Origin of the sequence: Paenibacillus urinalis (assembly GCF_028747985.1) — a bacterium.
Lineage (GTDB): Bacteria > Bacillota > Bacilli > Paenibacillales > Paenibacillaceae > Paenibacillus > Paenibacillus urinalis.
In genome coordinates this window covers 2,646,968-2,662,404 of record NZ_CP118108.1, presented here as the reverse complement: position 1 = coordinate 2,662,404, position 15,437 = coordinate 2,646,968, and the positions used below count along the sequence as shown (strand labels likewise).

General features: G+C 44.1%; 13 protein-coding genes. 5 read left to right on the top strand and 8 right to left on the bottom strand.

Annotation, left to right across the window (positions count from 1 at the left end; genetic code table 11):
* Nucleotides 1-72 precede the first annotated feature (72 nt).
* Together PUW25_RS12220 and PUW25_RS12215 are read left to right on the top strand one after the other, a co-directional pair.
* Nucleotides 73-924 (top strand): AraC family transcriptional regulator, encoded by an 852-nt coding sequence (locus PUW25_RS12220; protein WP_274337089.1) that lies wholly within the window; start codon nucleotides 73-75, stop codon nucleotides 922-924.
* Nucleotides 924-1,829 carry a DMT family transporter gene (locus PUW25_RS12215; protein WP_420799948.1) on the top strand — a complete coding sequence of 302 codons (906 nt, stop codon included), beginning with the start codon at nucleotides 924-926 and terminating at the stop codon, nucleotides 1,827-1,829. Before PUW25_RS12220 ends, PUW25_RS12215 begins: the two co-directional genes overlap by 1 nt.
* A 76-nt stretch (nucleotides 1,830-1,905) precedes the next feature.
* On the opposite strand, the gene PUW25_RS12210 is transcribed toward PUW25_RS12215, so the two are convergent.
* Both PUW25_RS12210 and PUW25_RS12205 read right to left on the bottom strand, forming a co-directional pair.
* The gene (locus tag PUW25_RS12210) at nucleotides 1,906-4,290 is read right to left on the bottom strand and encodes an arabinan endo-1,5-alpha-L-arabinosidase AbnB (protein WP_274337088.1); all 2,385 of its coding nucleotides are present in this window, start codon (nucleotides 4,288-4,290) and stop codon (nucleotides 1,906-1,908) included.
* Between the two features lie 193 nt (nucleotides 4,291-4,483).
* A complete protein-coding gene (locus tag PUW25_RS12205) occupies nucleotides 4,484-5,380 on the bottom strand; it encodes an AraC family transcriptional regulator (protein ID WP_274338613.1) in 897 nt (298 codons plus the stop codon).
* Between the two features lie 143 nt (nucleotides 5,381-5,523).
* Here PUW25_RS12205 and PUW25_RS12200 point away from each other — a divergent pair, with 143 nt between their 5' ends.
* The gene (locus tag PUW25_RS12200) at nucleotides 5,524-7,770 is read left to right on the top strand and encodes a glycoside hydrolase family 127 protein (RefSeq protein ID WP_274338612.1); all 2,247 of its coding nucleotides are present in this window, start codon (nucleotides 5,524-5,526) and stop codon (nucleotides 7,768-7,770) included.
* 142 nt (nucleotides 7,771-7,912) lie between these two features.
* On the opposite strand, the gene PUW25_RS12195 is transcribed toward PUW25_RS12200, so the two are convergent.
* Together PUW25_RS12195 and PUW25_RS12190 are read right to left on the bottom strand one after the other, a co-directional pair.
* Nucleotides 7,913-9,142, bottom strand: coding sequence for a purple acid phosphatase family protein (locus PUW25_RS12195; protein WP_274337085.1), 1,230 nt, complete (start codon nucleotides 9,140-9,142; stop codon nucleotides 7,913-7,915).
* 129 nt (nucleotides 9,143-9,271) lie between these two features.
* Nucleotides 9,272-9,955 (bottom strand): DNA alkylation repair protein, encoded by a 684-nt coding sequence (locus PUW25_RS12190; protein WP_274337084.1) that lies wholly within the window; start codon nucleotides 9,953-9,955, stop codon nucleotides 9,272-9,274.
* A gap of 230 nt (nucleotides 9,956-10,185) precedes the next feature.
* Here PUW25_RS12190 and PUW25_RS12185 point away from each other — a divergent pair, with 230 nt between their 5' ends.
* Both PUW25_RS12185 and PUW25_RS12180 read left to right on the top strand, forming a co-directional pair.
* Nucleotides 10,186-12,408 carry a methyl-accepting chemotaxis protein gene (locus tag PUW25_RS12185; protein WP_047911719.1) on the top strand — a complete coding sequence of 741 codons (2,223 nt, stop codon included), beginning with the start codon at nucleotides 10,186-10,188 and terminating at the stop codon, nucleotides 12,406-12,408.
* A gap of 145 nt (nucleotides 12,409-12,553) precedes the next feature.
* Complete coding sequence (locus PUW25_RS12180) at nucleotides 12,554-13,297, top strand: YqcI/YcgG family protein (protein ID WP_047911718.1); 744 nt, start codon at nucleotides 12,554-12,556, stop codon at nucleotides 13,295-13,297.
* 204 nt (nucleotides 13,298-13,501) lie between these two features.
* Here the strand turns inward: PUW25_RS12180 and PUW25_RS27435 are convergent, their stop codons facing one another.
* From PUW25_RS27435 to PUW25_RS12165, 4 genes are all read right to left on the bottom strand, one after another.
* Nucleotides 13,502-13,984, bottom strand: a complete 483-nt coding sequence (locus PUW25_RS27435) for a GyrI-like domain-containing protein (protein WP_047911717.1) — start codon at nucleotides 13,982-13,984, stop codon at nucleotides 13,502-13,504.
* A gap of 3 nt (nucleotides 13,985-13,987) precedes the next feature.
* Nucleotides 13,988-14,296, bottom strand: a complete 309-nt coding sequence (locus tag PUW25_RS27430; protein WP_338000054.1) for a helix-turn-helix transcriptional regulator — start codon at nucleotides 14,294-14,296, stop codon at nucleotides 13,988-13,990.
* Nucleotides 14,297-14,397: 101 nt separating this feature from the next.
* On the bottom strand, nucleotides 14,398-14,808 hold the full coding sequence (locus PUW25_RS12170; RefSeq protein WP_047911716.1) for a VOC family protein: 411 nt from the start codon (nucleotides 14,806-14,808) through the stop codon (nucleotides 14,398-14,400).
* A gap of 257 nt (nucleotides 14,809-15,065) precedes the next feature.
* Nucleotides 15,066-15,368, bottom strand: a complete 303-nt coding sequence (locus PUW25_RS12165; protein ID WP_238546354.1) for a hypothetical protein — start codon at nucleotides 15,366-15,368, stop codon at nucleotides 15,066-15,068.
* Nucleotides 15,369-15,437 lie beyond the last annotated feature (69 nt).

Genomic DNA, 15,437 nt, shown 5'->3' with positions numbered 1-15,437 from the left:
TTACAAGAATCACAAGCTTGGTTATAATATAATGACATCAGCGAGACAGATTATAGAGAGTTGGTGCAGCGAGTGGCTCAAGAAAATAGGACGGTTTGTTATGATACAGATTTGGAAGTAGAGGCTTATCGATTTGAAGGAATTATGCAGAAATTTCCTAACCATTTTCATGATTATTATGTACTTGGATTTATCGAACAGGGAAAGCGCTATTTGGCTTGTAAGAATAAAGAGTACATCATCAACACGGGTGATGTTATCATCTTCAATCCTTACGATCCCCATGCATGTGAGCAAGTTGATGGCAGGACGCTTGATTACCGCTGTATAAATATACAGCCAAGCATCATGCAAAAATATGTATTTGACATCACGGGGAAGCAGGAAACACCCTATTTTAAGGAACCTGTTCTGTGTAATAGTGAGATCGCGGATACCCTGCGAGATCTGCACACGATGATTTCCGAGAGCCAATCTGATTTTAAAAAAGAGGAATTACTCTTATTACTTATAGAAAATCTCTTAAGAGATCATACCGAGGAGTTCATCCCTTCATATGAATCCTGTCTTCGCACAGAAATCAAAACGGTATGCAAATACATCGATCAAAATTTCGATCAAACGATTACCCTTCAAGATTTATGTAAGCTCACAGGTCTGAGTAAATATTATTTACTCCGTTCGTTTACCAAACAAAAAGGAATTTCTCCTTACAGCTATCTAGAGACACAACGCATTATTCATGCCAAAAAGCTTCTAGAGCAAGGAGTTCGCCCTATTGAGGTGGCTATTCGTACCGGGTTCAGTGACCAGAGCCATTTCACTAATCATTTTAAAAAGCTCATTGGACTTACGCCAAAACAATATATGAGAATATTTACTGAGCAAACATCACAAACCGTATATACGGAGGCCAAGGCATAATGATACAGCAGCCAGCCAGATCAACAGGACATATGCTCGCTATTTTCACGATCCTTATATGGGGTACTACTTTTGTTTCTACCAAGCTTCTGCTGTTTGACTTCCATCCGATTGAGGTTTTATTTTTACGATTTCTTATTGGTTACTGTATTCTGTTGCTGCTCTACCCTCGAACGGTTAAAACGAGATCAATCAAAGAAGAGCTGCTGTTTGCAGGTGCTGGACTATGTGGAGTAACCCTTTATTTTCTCTTGGAAAATATCGCTTTGACCCTTACCCTTGCAGCAAGTGTAGGCATCATCGTTTCCATTGCTCCCTTTTTCACGGCTTTATTCGCACATTTTTTTCTGAAAGGGGAAAAACTGAGCATATCATTCATGGTTGGATTTATCGTAGCACTCATCGGGATCATACTGATTGGATTTAACGGCAGTTTTGTGCTCAATCTAAATCCGCTCGGTGATTTCCTAGCCTTCCTGGCCCCTATTCTATGGGCAATTTATTCAGTACTTATGAAAAAAATCAGCGAAAAAAGCTATCATACTATCGGATCTACACGAAAAGTGTTCTTCTATGGTTTAGTCTTTATGCTGCCAACACTGTTCCTATTTGAGTTAGACCTGAGCTTAGCTAAGCTAACCGAACCTATGAGCCTGCTGCATTTACTCTATCTTGGGATTGGCGCATCGGCACTCTGCTTCGTGACTTGGAACCGGGCAGTGGGCATTCTAGGCGCTGTCAAGACAAGTATCTATATTTACTTGGTCCCTGTTATTACAGTCATTGCCTCCCATTTAGTACTGAACGAGCCCCTTTCCTGGACTATGGTGGTTGGAGCACTCCTCACTTTGGTTGGTTCATTTATTTCTGAACGCAGAACAAAGCCTCAATACAGTAATCATTAAAAAGGATGGATCGCTTGAGGCCAGTGGGCTTCAAAAGATCCATCCTCTTCTATATAGTTCAAATAATTAGTTTGTATTACTCAGCCAGTTCTTTAATTTCTTCATCTGTAAGTGCCTTATTGTATACTTTCACTTCATCGAGGCTGCCGTTTAAATACGGATCTGCCGCATAACGGCTCTTGCCAAGATACGCATCGGTCGTGGTGAGCTCTTTTGGATTAAAAGTCATCTGATCGCTCGCTGTAACGACCTCTCCGTTCACATACAGCTTGCCCGTGTTTCCTTCGAGTGTAACTGCAACATGCGTCCATTCATTCACTGGAAGCTTCGTAGGTGCAAGTAAACTTTGATCCACTCCATTATGGATGGTAAACTGCATAACTCCCAGATGCTGAGAAGGTGTCAGGAACATATGCTTGCCGAGCCCATTGCCAAAATCAAAGACTCGCTGCCAATCTCCCCCACCGTTCCAGTATACCCACGCTGCGAAGGTGAAGTCTTCTGCATCTGTAACTAACTCAGGCACTTCCACATAACCATCTGTACCATTGAATTTGATCGCTTGACCTTGTTTGCCAGATCCTTGTGGTTCAGCTCCACCAATCAGTGTACCATCAAATCCGTTGCTGCTGAGGTCAGGAACCGATTGTCCCGATATTCCTTCAAAATCATACTCGACCAGCTTCGGACCTTCGATTTCAGCAAGTACAGTGACATTAAACGTTTTGGTATCCTGTACTTTACCCTTTTGAATCGTTGCTGTAAGCTTCACCACCGCATTATCTTCACCAGCCGCAGGTCTTGTGACAATTCCAGCCTTAGAAATGACACCTTCATTAGAAGAAGTCCATGAAATCACACTGTCTCTGGTTCCAGTCACAGGCAAATTGATATTCTGATATACTGCCGCAGTATTGCCTAGATTGAGATCTTTTTTCACCGCGGCAACCACTTCCTTATCCTTCAACTCCTCCATTTGGCTGCCCCATAACGCGACTCCGGAATCAGATAAAACGCTGAAGGTTACTACATTTTTCTGAGCCGATTCGTCCCATTCGTTCGTGAATACCCCTGTATAGGTAACGCCATCTGCCTTAAGTGTTGCTATCCCGTCTTTATCCATGCTCCAGGTGCCCTTCACATCACCGCTGATCTTGCCGTTCTTCTCCAGTGTAGCAATGACGGATGTTTTGAGCTCCGCTGAAATGTCTTTGCCATGATTCACCATTTTGTAGCTGCCTGCTACCTCGTTCTTCTTCACTTCCTTCTGCTGGATGTCCGTATAGCGGTAAGGTGCGACGACTGGCCATCCTTTGTCATTCATATACATTTCATGGACGCGAATCTCGTGCTCTTCCCCACGACCTGGGAAACGGGTATGGAAGAACAGCAGATGCTTGCCTGTCTCTTCATCATAATAAGCTGAATTGTGACCTGGAGAAATATAGCCAAGACCTGTCCCTGCTCCTGGATCTCCAAGCTCTCTCGTGAATTGATAGTTTCCTACGAGCTTTACTCCAAAAGGTTCAATAGACCGATCATCAAACAGAGGCAGCTCTGGATTTGCTTTGACCTGAATCATATCATTTCCTTCTGCATCCACATACGGACCGTCCGGATTCTTGGATCTCGCAACCCTGATGTTATATCCGCCTACCGCATCCAGCCCGCCAAAGGATACAAACATATAGTAGTAATCGCTTTCAGGACTGTACAAGATATAAGGGCCTTCAATCCGGCTGTGGTTACCGCCCATCAGCTTCTTGCCGTAGCCTTGTCCTGGCAGCTGTTTACCGGTTTTGGGGTCCAACTCCATGATGAAGATACCGCCTGAATAAGATCCGTATACCATCCATAGCTTCCCGTTCTCATCAAAAAATACATCCGGGTCTACGGCGTTCGGATGAATGGTTGCGTCGTAAATGGTTCCATCTTCACTCGGTTCGCCCCACATGCCGGATTTCAGCATGATCCCTTGATCAACATAAGGTCCTTCAATATGATCCGCTACCGCTACACCAAGTGCAGATCTTGGAGAATCCCCTTTACAAGCATTGTAGTACATATAATAACGTCCATCTTCCAGTTGAATAACATCGGCTGCCCACAGGGTAGTGGTCTGTGCCCATTCAAGTGTTTCCTTAAGTTCTTCTGTCACATTCGGGATCAGTTTGTTGCCATCAGCAACACCCGCTGCGACCATATCCCAGTTCATCAGATCATTCGTCTTCGCAGCAGCAAGATGAGAACCGAACACATAATAGATATCATCCACCTTGATTACAGATGGGTCATGCACCGAGCCCTCCTGAAACACGGGAGCTTTATTGGCAGGCTTCCCCTTCTTTGCCGTATCCACTTCTGGACTCGCATACCCCGAAGTTCCAATAACGCTGCACAATACCGTCAGTGTAGTCGTTAATACGGCGGCTTTTTTGCTAGCTTTGAGTAAATTACGCAAAACATCCCTCTCCTTTGCATCAGAAAAAAGTATGAAACTAGAGTCAAGGTAAAACGCTTACACAAAGAACTGATCGACGTATGATAAGACTGAATATGAGGTATGTACATCGACAGATAGTTTACATATATATAAATATATTTAACTATTTGTTAAATAATAGCACCATCTGTATGCGTATTCAATGGATAAATTACACGTTGTTCATAAAAGTCTGATGGTAGGCATTTCTGAATTGGGTCGGAGTCATATTTACATTTCGCTTAAACAATCTCATAAAATACTTCTCATCCGGATAGCCCGATTCCTCGGCCACCTCCTTTATGGACAGGTTTGTCCGAGTAAGCAGCCCCTTCGCCTTCTCCATCCGTATTTGATGAATATAGGCGAGCGGACCCATGCCGGTATATTGCTTAAACATTCGAGATACCGAGTCCTGATGATAATTGAATTTAAGAGCAATCATATTTACAGTCAGCGGCTCAGCCGCGTGCAGCTTCGTCCACTCCAACATTTTGACAAAATGAGATTTCCCTTCAGACACTCGGGAGTTCTGCTCTGCAAGCCGCTGCAGGGTAAGCTCGGATATTTCGATAAGGAGCGAGGTCATCAAGTAATGTACACTTTGCTTCGTATAGTAGCTTGAATTGGCTACGTGCAGAATTTGGTTGACAATAATATGGATCCGGTCACCGTAAGGAGCTGAAGCATACTGCGGAAGATATAGATCAGACACGGTCCAAGCCAGCACGGGCTCTGAATGGATCGACAGGCTCTCTTCTTCCATTTCAGATGAACTTAGAATCTGTGGCGGCTTCGGACAATCAAAATGGAACCAATAGAACTTCACACCAGGCTTAGATACTCGGTATCCCCTGTGCCGGTTCCCTGGCTGCAGCAGTAAGATGTCTCCCCGGCTGATCTCGTACTGTGTATCGTCTTCCTCAATATATACCGTCTCCTCCACCCCGATAATGAGCTCGTAAACACCCATAATCCGGTCCAAATGAATCCATTCCGTTTCAGAAATAAATTCCCCTGCTGCCAAGAAATGCACAGGCTGATCCCCATTAATCTTCAAATAATTCATTCGCGTTCCCCCATATAGGTCTGTCGGAAATGTCCACCTTATGTAACCTTAATCTACCGACAAATCTAGAGATGAATGGTAATTTAATGATAAAAATATACACTTGCTTCTCATTGCTGGCAAGACATAAGGAGAGAATAACATTGAAAGCTGCTGCATTTGACTTGCACCACGTCAGAGTGGATGCCGGTCCTCTTAAACATGCGATGGAACTAAATACAGCCTACCTGCTGAAGCTGGATGCGGATCGTTTACTATCTCGTTTTCGTGAGTATGCAGGACTAACACCAAAGGCTGCTCACTATGAAGGATGGGAATCCAGAGGTATCAGCGGTCATACCTTGGGACATTATTTGTCCGGATGTGCGCTGATGTATGCGTCAACGGGAAATGAAGAGCTTAAACAGCGTGCTGATTACGTCACTCAGGAGCTTAAAGTATGCCAGGACAGTCACGGGAATGGCTATGTATCCGGTATCCCGCGAGGCCGAGAGTTGTTCGAGGAAATTAAAGCCGGGGATATCCGATCCCAAGGATTTGATCTGAACGGCGGCTGGGTTCCACTGTATACGATGCATAAGCTATTTGCCGGGCTGCGTGATGCTTATACTCTTACGGATAATCGGCTGGCACTGGAAGTCGAGATTCGGCTTGGGGAATGGCTTGAGGATATCTGTGCCGGACTTACCGAGGAGCAGATGCAGCAAGTGCTGCACTGTGAATATGGCGGAATGAACGAAGTACTTACCGATCTCGCTGAACATTCCGGTGATGACAGGTTCTTGAAGCTGGCCGAGCGCTTTTATCATGGAGAAGTACTGAACGATATTTCTGAGGAAAAAGACACGCTCGCCGGACGTCATGCCAACACCCAGATTCCCAAAATTATTGGAGCAGCGAGACAATTCGAAGCTTCAGGAGAACCGAAATATGCCGATATTACCCGCTTCTTCTGGGATCGCGTTGTTCATCACCATTCCTATGTTATCGGGGGGAACAGCTACAATGAACACTTTGGCGAACCAGATCAGCTGAACGACCGGCTTGGGGAAGGCACATGTGAAACCTGCAACACTTACAACATGCTGAAATTGACCAGACACATGTTCAAATGGGATGCTCTTGCTCATTATGCAGATTATTACGAGCGAGCGATGTTCAATCATATTCTTGCTTCTCAGAACCCAACGGATGGCAGCGTCTGCTATTTTGTATCCCTGGAAATGGGTGGTCAAAAATCGTTCAACTCTCAATTCGAGGATTTTACCTGCTGTGTAGGATCAAGTATGGAGAGTCACTCTTTATACGGGAGCGCCATTTATTTTCATCAAGATCGTAATTTGTTCGTGAATCAATATGTTCCGTCTACAGTTCAGTGGAAAGAGCTAGGCGTCACCCTACAGCAGGAGACCCGCTTCCCACAAGAAGCGACCGGCCGCATAACAGTCCATGCGGATAACCAGGTACAGTTTACACTCCAAATCCGCTGTCCTTACTGGGTTGAGAAAGGCATGAGCATCAAAGTTAATGGTGAAGCCTTACCAGTTAACGCTCCCCCTTCTACTTACATTTCGCTCACTAGGGAATGGCAGGATGGGGATGTTGTAGAATATGAGATTCCAATGACTGTCAGAGTGGAAGCCATGCCGGACAACCCTAAGCGTGTTGCCTTCATGTACGGTCCGCAAGTGCTGGCTGCAGATTATGAATATGCCGAGAGCGTCAAGGAACGTGAGCTGCCAGCGGTACTGATCGGTACGCCCGAAGGGATCGCAGACCGCATTAAGCCGGCCGGGGAACAACTCTATCATCTGACTGACCGTGGCTCTGACGTATATTTCAGACCGTTCTACTCACTCTACGATCATCGTTATACCGTCTATTTTGACGTGTTCACACCGGAAGAATGGATGCAGACCGAGGCAGAATATCGGGATAGCGCAGCCTATCAAGCGAGGCTGGAGGAGATCACAATCGACTTTATGCAGCCTGCTGAAATGCAGCCGGAACGGGATCATGAGTTTGAAGGCGAGCACGTAAATCTAGGCAAAATCTACAATCGAAAATACAGAGATACATGGCCGTCTGGCTGGTTCTCTTTTGAGATGAAGGTTCATCCGGATGCTCCGGTAAGCCTTGCCGTCACCTATCTAAAAACATCTGATCCAAAGATTCGCTTCCATATGGAGGTGGACGGGATAAAGCTTGGCCAAGGCGTGCTTGAATCTGAAGAGCTCAACCAGCTGGAGACGTTCATATATGATCTGCCTGAGACGATAACAGCGGGTAAGGATAAGATTCGCATCCGATTTGTGGCAGCTGGCGGATACAAGGTGGCACCGGTAGCCGGCGTCCGCACCGTGAAGAGAGAATCACTCTTACCATTATAGAATTGGTGAGCATAACCATTGGACACACAGAATAAGTGAGAATCAATGATTTAACATATTCCAGGAATTGATTAATTAAACACAAATATAAATGGCTCGCGTCCTACTCCATATTGGAGTAAGATGCGAGCCTATCTCTCTCTCAATGTAGAATTCTAAATTGATCCAGCAGTTGACCGTCCACGTCATAGGCTTGATACGTCAGCATTTTCCCCGAGATCGAAATTCCGGCATAGATTTGCTTATTATTCTGAAAATGCAGCTTATGATAGAACTGATCCTCTTTCAGCTTGTTGAATTTAGGTCCGCTGGCATTGACTACGACATAGATGGCTCCTTCGTGATCTCGCACCGTATCGCTTCCATCCCCGGTGACCCTTCCGTCCTTCACAGGATGTGAACGTGAGTACACATGATTGTGACCCTGAAGCACCAGATCCACCTTATATTTGTCGATAATGCGAGACCAATCCACCAGCTTTTTCGTAATCGTGCCGCCATAGATGGGTCGATGCATCACCACGATCTTCCATTCACAATGAGTTCCTTCCAGATCGGCTTCGAGCCATTTCGTTTGCTGCTTAATACACATCTCCGTATTCAGTACTGCAATATGTAAGCAGCCGTAGTCAAAGGAATAATTCGTCTGTGTTCCCTTCAGCGCTTCAGCTCCATTCTCAGGGAGATGGAAATAGGAAGCATAACGGGCTGCTCCGATGTCTTTGATATCATTATTACCAATGACCGGAACAATGGGCGTCTCTCCAATCCAGAATGTGCTGGCATTAAAAAAATAGCTCCATGCGCTCTTCTTCGCTGCTGTATCAACCAAGTCTCCGGCGTGCACAACGAAATCAGGATCTGCAAATCGGGCAAACGCCTGTTTCATCGTATTTTCCCAGAGACGAAAATCGTTCACCTTATCCGCCTGGGAATCCGTTACATAGATGAATGATACCTCTGATATCTCTTCTGCTGCCGTTGTAAAAGTATAGGGTTCGCTCCAATCTTCCTCATTGCTGTCTCTTACCCGATAGCTATACATTGTGCTCGGCTTGAGACCTGCTGCTACCACTCGATGAACAGCCATCTCCTGACCCTCTAGTCTGATCACGGAATGGTTAGCTTCATATCCTGCAACAAAGCTGTGTTCAAAGTCTCTCACATTCCCCTTTGTGATTTGCAGCTGAGCACTGCTATTCGGATTACGACTGTGCCAGGTAAACGCCCTGCTTGTAGACGGATTGCCATGAATTGTCGTTACCATCTGCCCCGGAGTCTTGTGGGCTCTCGATCGTAAAATCGATGAAAGAATGATGAAGCCACAGATCACAGCTATAGCTATTAGAATGATCCCTATTATCGTATTCATGATGAGCACCTACTTTCCGAATCCACCCGCTCTCTCCAAGGGGTAAACCCCCACTTGTCTTTTAAACATATACCCGGTTCGTTTCAGCTCTCAAACGTATTGAAAAGATCACTACACTGTCTTCTTCTATCATTTTCTTCTCATGCTGCGAATCAGCTCTTTCTGCTCCGCACTTACTTGATAAGATTCGGTTATTTTTTGCAGTGCCTTGTTATAAGTGAACTTATCTAGCGAGCTCTCTAACAGATATTTCGTGCTTTGCTCCGGCATTTTGATATAACAGATCGATATAGCCCAAGCAACAGCCATCTGAACATAATATTCCTCGCTGTGTATGGTGTCGAGCTTCTGCAGCACCTGTTCAATGTATTCTTCATCAACAAAGTAAGTGAGAAGCATCACGACACCAAAGCGGATATGATAGGTATCCGCAGATGACAGATAAGGGATAACGAACTCCCATACACGCGGTTTGTTCTTCTTCGTTATCTTAAGTCCGCTGCAAAAGCTGTCACAGATAGACCAATTCGTGATCTTGGGTATAAAAGCAGCTACATATTCCAGCAACTCGTCAATATCAGTCTTGATGTAGCCAAGAACCATTGCCTGAAGCATCACCTCTTCAAAATACTCGTCATCAGCCTGTTTTAGATATGTACGCCAATCGCCTTTGGCAATCGTCTTGGCCAGCTTATGCAGCTCAGGGTGTCTGACACCGAGAAGGTTCGTAATATTCGGTATAAGCCGTGCTGTAAACTGCTGATATTTCTGATCGGATAAGGCAAGCAGTTGTTCCTTTAATTGATTATTCATGGATATTCTAAACTCCTCTTCATTTCATCTATTTCTACTCAAGTCACTCACTCCGCAATTATAGCACATACGTTCGTGTTTTATCGATTAAGATTAATTCAATAGGCTACTTCATAGTTCATATGAACCAGGTATAAAGTTTTAAATATTTTGGAATAACCACCTATTTATTATAGGTATATGGTATTATATTCATTAAAAATCCAAAGAGAAAACGTGGGGGTGGATCTATGTTTGATTGGATAGGATTCAAAAAAGGGTTGCCGTTATGGCGTTCATACCAATTAAACAAAAATCTTAAGAAAGATGTAGAGGAAATCTTTGAAGGAATCGCAGAAACAAGAATGAACATTCTGATATCTTGGACGGAGGATTATTGGCGCCATCTGGAGCAGCTGCTTACGCAATTGAAATCTGTGGCAGGCGAGTCTTCACTCTTTGACAACGATCAGATGAGCAATCGGAGCCAATTGTTTGCTCAGACCTGCGGCCGGGCAACGGACATAACTGAGCTTTTTCTACTAGATAGTAATCATCAGGTGATTTACTCCACTTACGAATCGCATATTGCTGCGAAATATTCGGAAGCCCATGCTTTATGGGAAGGGATCTCATACGTATCCTCTTCTGATCATCAAGACAGGAAATGTCTATTCGGACCTTATCGAGATCCGCTCACTCTACAAATCGGACCTCGCTCTTCCACTTTCCATGATCAGATGACTCTATTGTTCATTGAACCGATATGGCAGGATGATCATTACATGGGCTCTCTCTGCGCAAGAATCCCCAATGACGTGATCGGTGATTTGATTCAAAGAGAATCAGGACATATCTATCCGGATTCCGGTGATAATTATATTTTTATGGCGAGACCTGAGCTTAATACGAGTATCCTTCCTGGAACAGCTCTTTCTCGAAGCAGGTTTGAAGATCATACCTTCACCCATGGTGAAAATCTGAAAGACGGCATAAGCACCGACTGGGGAACGGTTTCAGTAAAGGAACATACGGAACTTGAATTAATGTTCACTGATCCGTCTACGAACGAGCTTCACCCCGGTGTCGCAAATACCATTCGTTATGGCAGTAACTTATTTGTGGAATTTCCAGGTTACTCAGACTATCGCCATATCCCTGTCATAGGCAAAGGTGTTACCTTTCGACTTCCTCATTGCCCCGATACTTGGGGGATGATGTGCGAAGGCGATCTAGAGGAAGTCTACCGGATACGAAGTATAGGATACAATCAATTGAAACAACAAGCATTGTTAGCAGTCATGGGTTCGATTATAACCGGTGCCATTACGTATTTTATAGCAACCTATTCTTCGATTTGGATGGGAGCTCTTCTTGCCGGAGTCATTCAGCTGCTCTCCATCCTCACGATCTTCACAATCGTACATAAAAAAGAAACTACGAAAATTGTCGCAGGACTAAGAGATATTACCCGATTCATACGAATAAATGCAGAAGGTAAAGGGGATTTAACTCAGCGTCTGAAACCAAATGAGTTTGGAAACGATGAAACCCGTGAACTAGCCAAATGGATTAACAATATGATTGATTCCCTTGAAGGCATCATGCTAAGAGTAAAAACTGCGGCGGCAGATGTATTATCCAGCCAGCATACGTTAAATGAATCAACGAAAATAACAGCGGGCTCGACCCAGCGAGTGAATCAAAATGTTCAAAACATGATTCAGCACACGCTTGATCAGCTTCGCGATATTGACGTGGCTAAGGAAGTGACAGGTCAAATGCGTACCCAGCTTCAGAAGATCGAACTGGACGCATCCAAGGAAATCGCCATCGCGCAGTCTGAGGTCGAAAGAATCGGGGATAAAATGCAGCAGATTCATGAAAAAGTGGAAGATACAAACCAATCAATCCGAACATTTATGCATACTACCGAGCAAATTCGCAGTGTAGTAAGAGCGATTGAGGAGATTTCGGAGCAGACGCAGCTGCTTGCCTTAAATGCTTCCATTGAGGCAGCCAGAGTCGGAGAGCATGGTCGAGGTTTTGCTGTAGTGGCTTCTGAGATCCGTAAACTCTCCGAGATGACCAACGAATCAACTGCAGAAGTGCATCAGATTATTAAAAACATACGTGACGATGCCGTTCAAGCCTACAAATTCATGGATGAAGGAAGCCGAGTTGTTCATGAAGGGAATGAGTTAGTATCCGCCGCTATAGAGCTATTATCAGCAGCTTCTGTTGAAAATGCCCGCAAGACTCAAGTCGTAGATGAAGTTGTGATGCTGATGGAGAAAATCGCAGGCACCAGTATTGAAAATCGAGCGATATCAACAGAGGTTGAATCCAAAGTTATGGAACTAATTCACGAAATTAAGAATGTACGACACACCTCCCAAAATGTAGAAAGCACCACTCTTCTGCTCGATCAAATGGTCAGCCAATTCAAACTATCTGAATCACGCACTCGTTAAATGTGGTCATCAAGACGCAAGAGATGAGATCACAGCAATCATTACAACTTATCTCAACAGCATGCTGAGAACGTAATGTATAGACAAATACACACATTTGGGCCTCCTTTAATACAGTAATAGCAACATAAGGAGGCCGAGATCAATGCTGATGTTTGATAAAGAAAATTTAGAGCATGCATCACCAGGTGGCTGGATGGAAGAAGCTTATCGTTTTTTCTCTGCGAAAATGTCGGATACCGACCACAAATTCCCCTGCATACCTGCAACCATTGGATATAAATTGAATCATTTCCGCTATGTATTTCTTAGTGATCCCCGAACACCACAAGCTTCGGAGCAATTGGCAAAGAGCCTTGCTGCTTATGGAGAGCAGTCAAAAGAAATCGGCAACTATACTTCTCTCATTGCTATTTTCGAAACCCCGGCAGATCTAGTTGAGCATTACCATGTAGAAGATTATCAGGGTCTGTTCTGGGATGTGCTTAGTAAAACGAGCGCGCGTGATGAACAGCCGTGGCCTGAGCAGATTCCGCAAGACCCGGATCATAACGTGTGGGAATACTGCTATGGTGATGAGCAATATTTTATGTATTGTGCAACTCCCGCTCATCAGCGAAGGCAAAGCCGGCATTTCCCTTACTTTATCTTTGCCATTACCCCTCGCTGGGTGCTTACCGAATTCAATAAGAACATGTCGGCCGCTGCTCAAATTAAGAAAAAGATTAGAGAAAGAATTACCGAGTATGATGAAATCGGTGTTCACCCAGATTTGAACTTCTATGGCAGTGAGGACAATTTTGAATGGAAGCAATATTTTCTGAGCGACGATGAACAGCCAGCTACGGGTAAATGTCCGTTTGCCCATCTGCATATGAAGAAAATTTAAGATTTTAGTAAACAGTAGCGCTCCAACAAAGTTCAATAAAATCACTCTCTTCCCAGCGCTGCTGTCACTACAGATTCGTCTGATAAATTCTCAGATATACTCTTATTAATTCTTACAATAAACAAATAAGCAGAGCCCTGTTATAACACAGCACCCTGCTTATCCTATAGGTTCTTTTCATCGTTACAGCTATTCGTTACAGTGCTATTTTATAGGAATCCATATCTCTGAATAGCAATCGGGACTGTAAGGATCTTGATCTGTATAGTACTCGAACTCAATGAAGCCTGATTGCACGTATCCGCTAGAAGGAAACCACTCAGTATAAATTTGCTTCCACACCTTCTGCATCGCATCAGGCATAGGACCAACCACTTCAAATACAGCCCATTTCGCAGCTTGAATTGTAAGCTTTGACAAATGCTCCGGAGTCTGCCCCCGATAATCCGCTGCAATCCAGTAGGTCATCATTTGTTCTTTCTGCTGCTCCTCATTGGACACGCAGACACCGAGCACTCCCTTGATCTCTCCGTTATTCAAGCCGAATAACTGGTCATTAATCCCGTTCTCATGCACTTCTTTCCACATCTGTGGAATCATCACCATATTGTCTCCATTAGATAGTGAAAAATCTCGATGAATACCTACAACATCAAAAGCGTCTTTTTCTACAATTCTGTACTTCATCGGTTATGCTCCTCTCAAACTCACCTGGATCACCAAACGGTTAAATGAAATAAGTTGACTACTCGGCTTTCTCGCTTCACTCGGAGTAATACCATGCTGCCTGCGAAAAGCTTTGGTAAATGCTTCGGGAGTGTCGTAGCCGTATTTCAGAGCAATATTAATCACCTTGCTGTCCGTTCTGCTAAGTTCTTGTGCTGCCAAGGTTAGACGTCTCCGCCGGATGTACTCGCCCACAGAAATATCCGTCAGGTAGATAAACATAGGTTGAAACTGATAAAGTGATGTATCTGCTTGTTTTGCAACCTCCGTGATATTGATCTCCTCCAGTATATGATCTTTCTACCGATAACACATAAAAAGCCCTCTATTGAAACGCTGATTAAGCGCTTGTAAGAGGGCTTCCGATTAAATCATTATTCTACGGTCGCCGGGTCCATCCACATAATCTCCCACAGATGTCCGTCTAAATCTTCGAAGCTTCTTCCGTACATAAAGCCATGATCCTGAGGTTCACTGTATGATCTTCCTCCTGCTGCTATAGCCTTGTCCGCTATCTCGTCTACCTGCTCTCTGCTATCTGCAGATAAACAGAGGATAACCTGTGCAGCGGCTTTTGCGTCTGCTACCGGTTTGCTGATAAAGGATTTAAAACGATCCTCTGTCAGCAGCATCGCATAGATTTGGTCACTGATAATCATGCTGGTAGCGTTCTCATCAGTGAACTGTTCATTGAATGCAAAGCCGATAGAAGAGAAAAATTCAATTGAAGCGTTTAAATTCTTAACAGGCAGGTTCACAAATATTTGTTTGGATTGAAGAGCCATAATTCACCTCATCGATTAGGATGATCAGATCATACCATTTTTTTACTATATTGGACATCCTTTTTTGAATAATTCGCCTGCTTTTGGTTCAGTAAGATCCCTATATACAACCTGAACGCCTTCCGGGAGAACGGCTCTGTCCGGATGACGTAAAACTGCCCTAACATTTTTATCCATTTGTACAAGTTCATGAACAAGATGTCTTCCTACGTCCCAGTCGCACCGGTTACTAGAATCGTCATTTATATCTCCTCCATTTATTGTTGATGGATATAACGGGATTGAATTTCAGATATGACCTTTAATAAATCTTCTATCAGCTCGTTTGGAGATAGGATCTCGTCCTTCGATCCGTAATTTAAAATTATCGAAAGCGCGTTAGGCCGCATCCCGACAGGAGAAGTTTCATTCCTTAATACTTGATCAAGGGCATGCAGACTCCAATCGCCGTATCCTTTCTTGTCTCTTGCAGCTTCTCGCTCCGCAACCATTTCCGGATCAGGACATAACACGATGAAGTAGAAGGGACGGCTTTGCATATACGATAAGAATTCATTCAAGACTTTCCCAATTACGACATCTTGGACTATTCTTTATTTTGTATAAAGAGTGATGGGATCTTACCCAAG

What these genes read in the sequence shown, in the direction of transcription:
- PUW25_RS12180 (WP_047911718.1), top strand. Translation starts at nt 12,554, where the DNA reads ATGCTGATGTTTGATAAAGAAAATTTAGAGCATGCATCACCAGGTGGC.
- PUW25_RS12170 (WP_047911716.1), bottom strand. Translation starts at nt 14,808, where the DNA reads ATGGCTCTTCAATCCAAACAAATATTTGTGAACCTGCCTGTTAAGAAT.
- PUW25_RS12215 (WP_420799948.1), top strand. Translation starts at nt 924, where the DNA reads ATGATACAGCAGCCAGCCAGATCAACAGGACATATGCTCGCTATTTTC.
- PUW25_RS12195 (WP_274337085.1), bottom strand. Translation starts at nt 9,142, where the DNA reads ATGAATACGATAATAGGGATCATTCTAATAGCTATAGCTGTGATCTGT.
- PUW25_RS12185 (WP_047911719.1), top strand. Translation starts at nt 10,186, where the DNA reads ATGTTTGATTGGATAGGATTCAAAAAAGGGTTGCCGTTATGGCGTTCA.
- PUW25_RS12190 (WP_274337084.1), bottom strand. Translation starts at nt 9,955, where the DNA reads ATGAATAATCAATTAAAGGAACAACTGCTTGCCTTATCCGATCAGAAA.
- PUW25_RS12205 (WP_274338613.1), bottom strand. Translation starts at nt 5,380, where the DNA reads ATGAATTATTTGAAGATTAATGGGGATCAGCCTGTGCATTTCTTGGCA.
- PUW25_RS27435 (WP_047911717.1), bottom strand. Translation starts at nt 13,984, where the DNA reads ATGAAGTACAGAATTGTAGAAAAAGACGCTTTTGATGTTGTAGGTATT.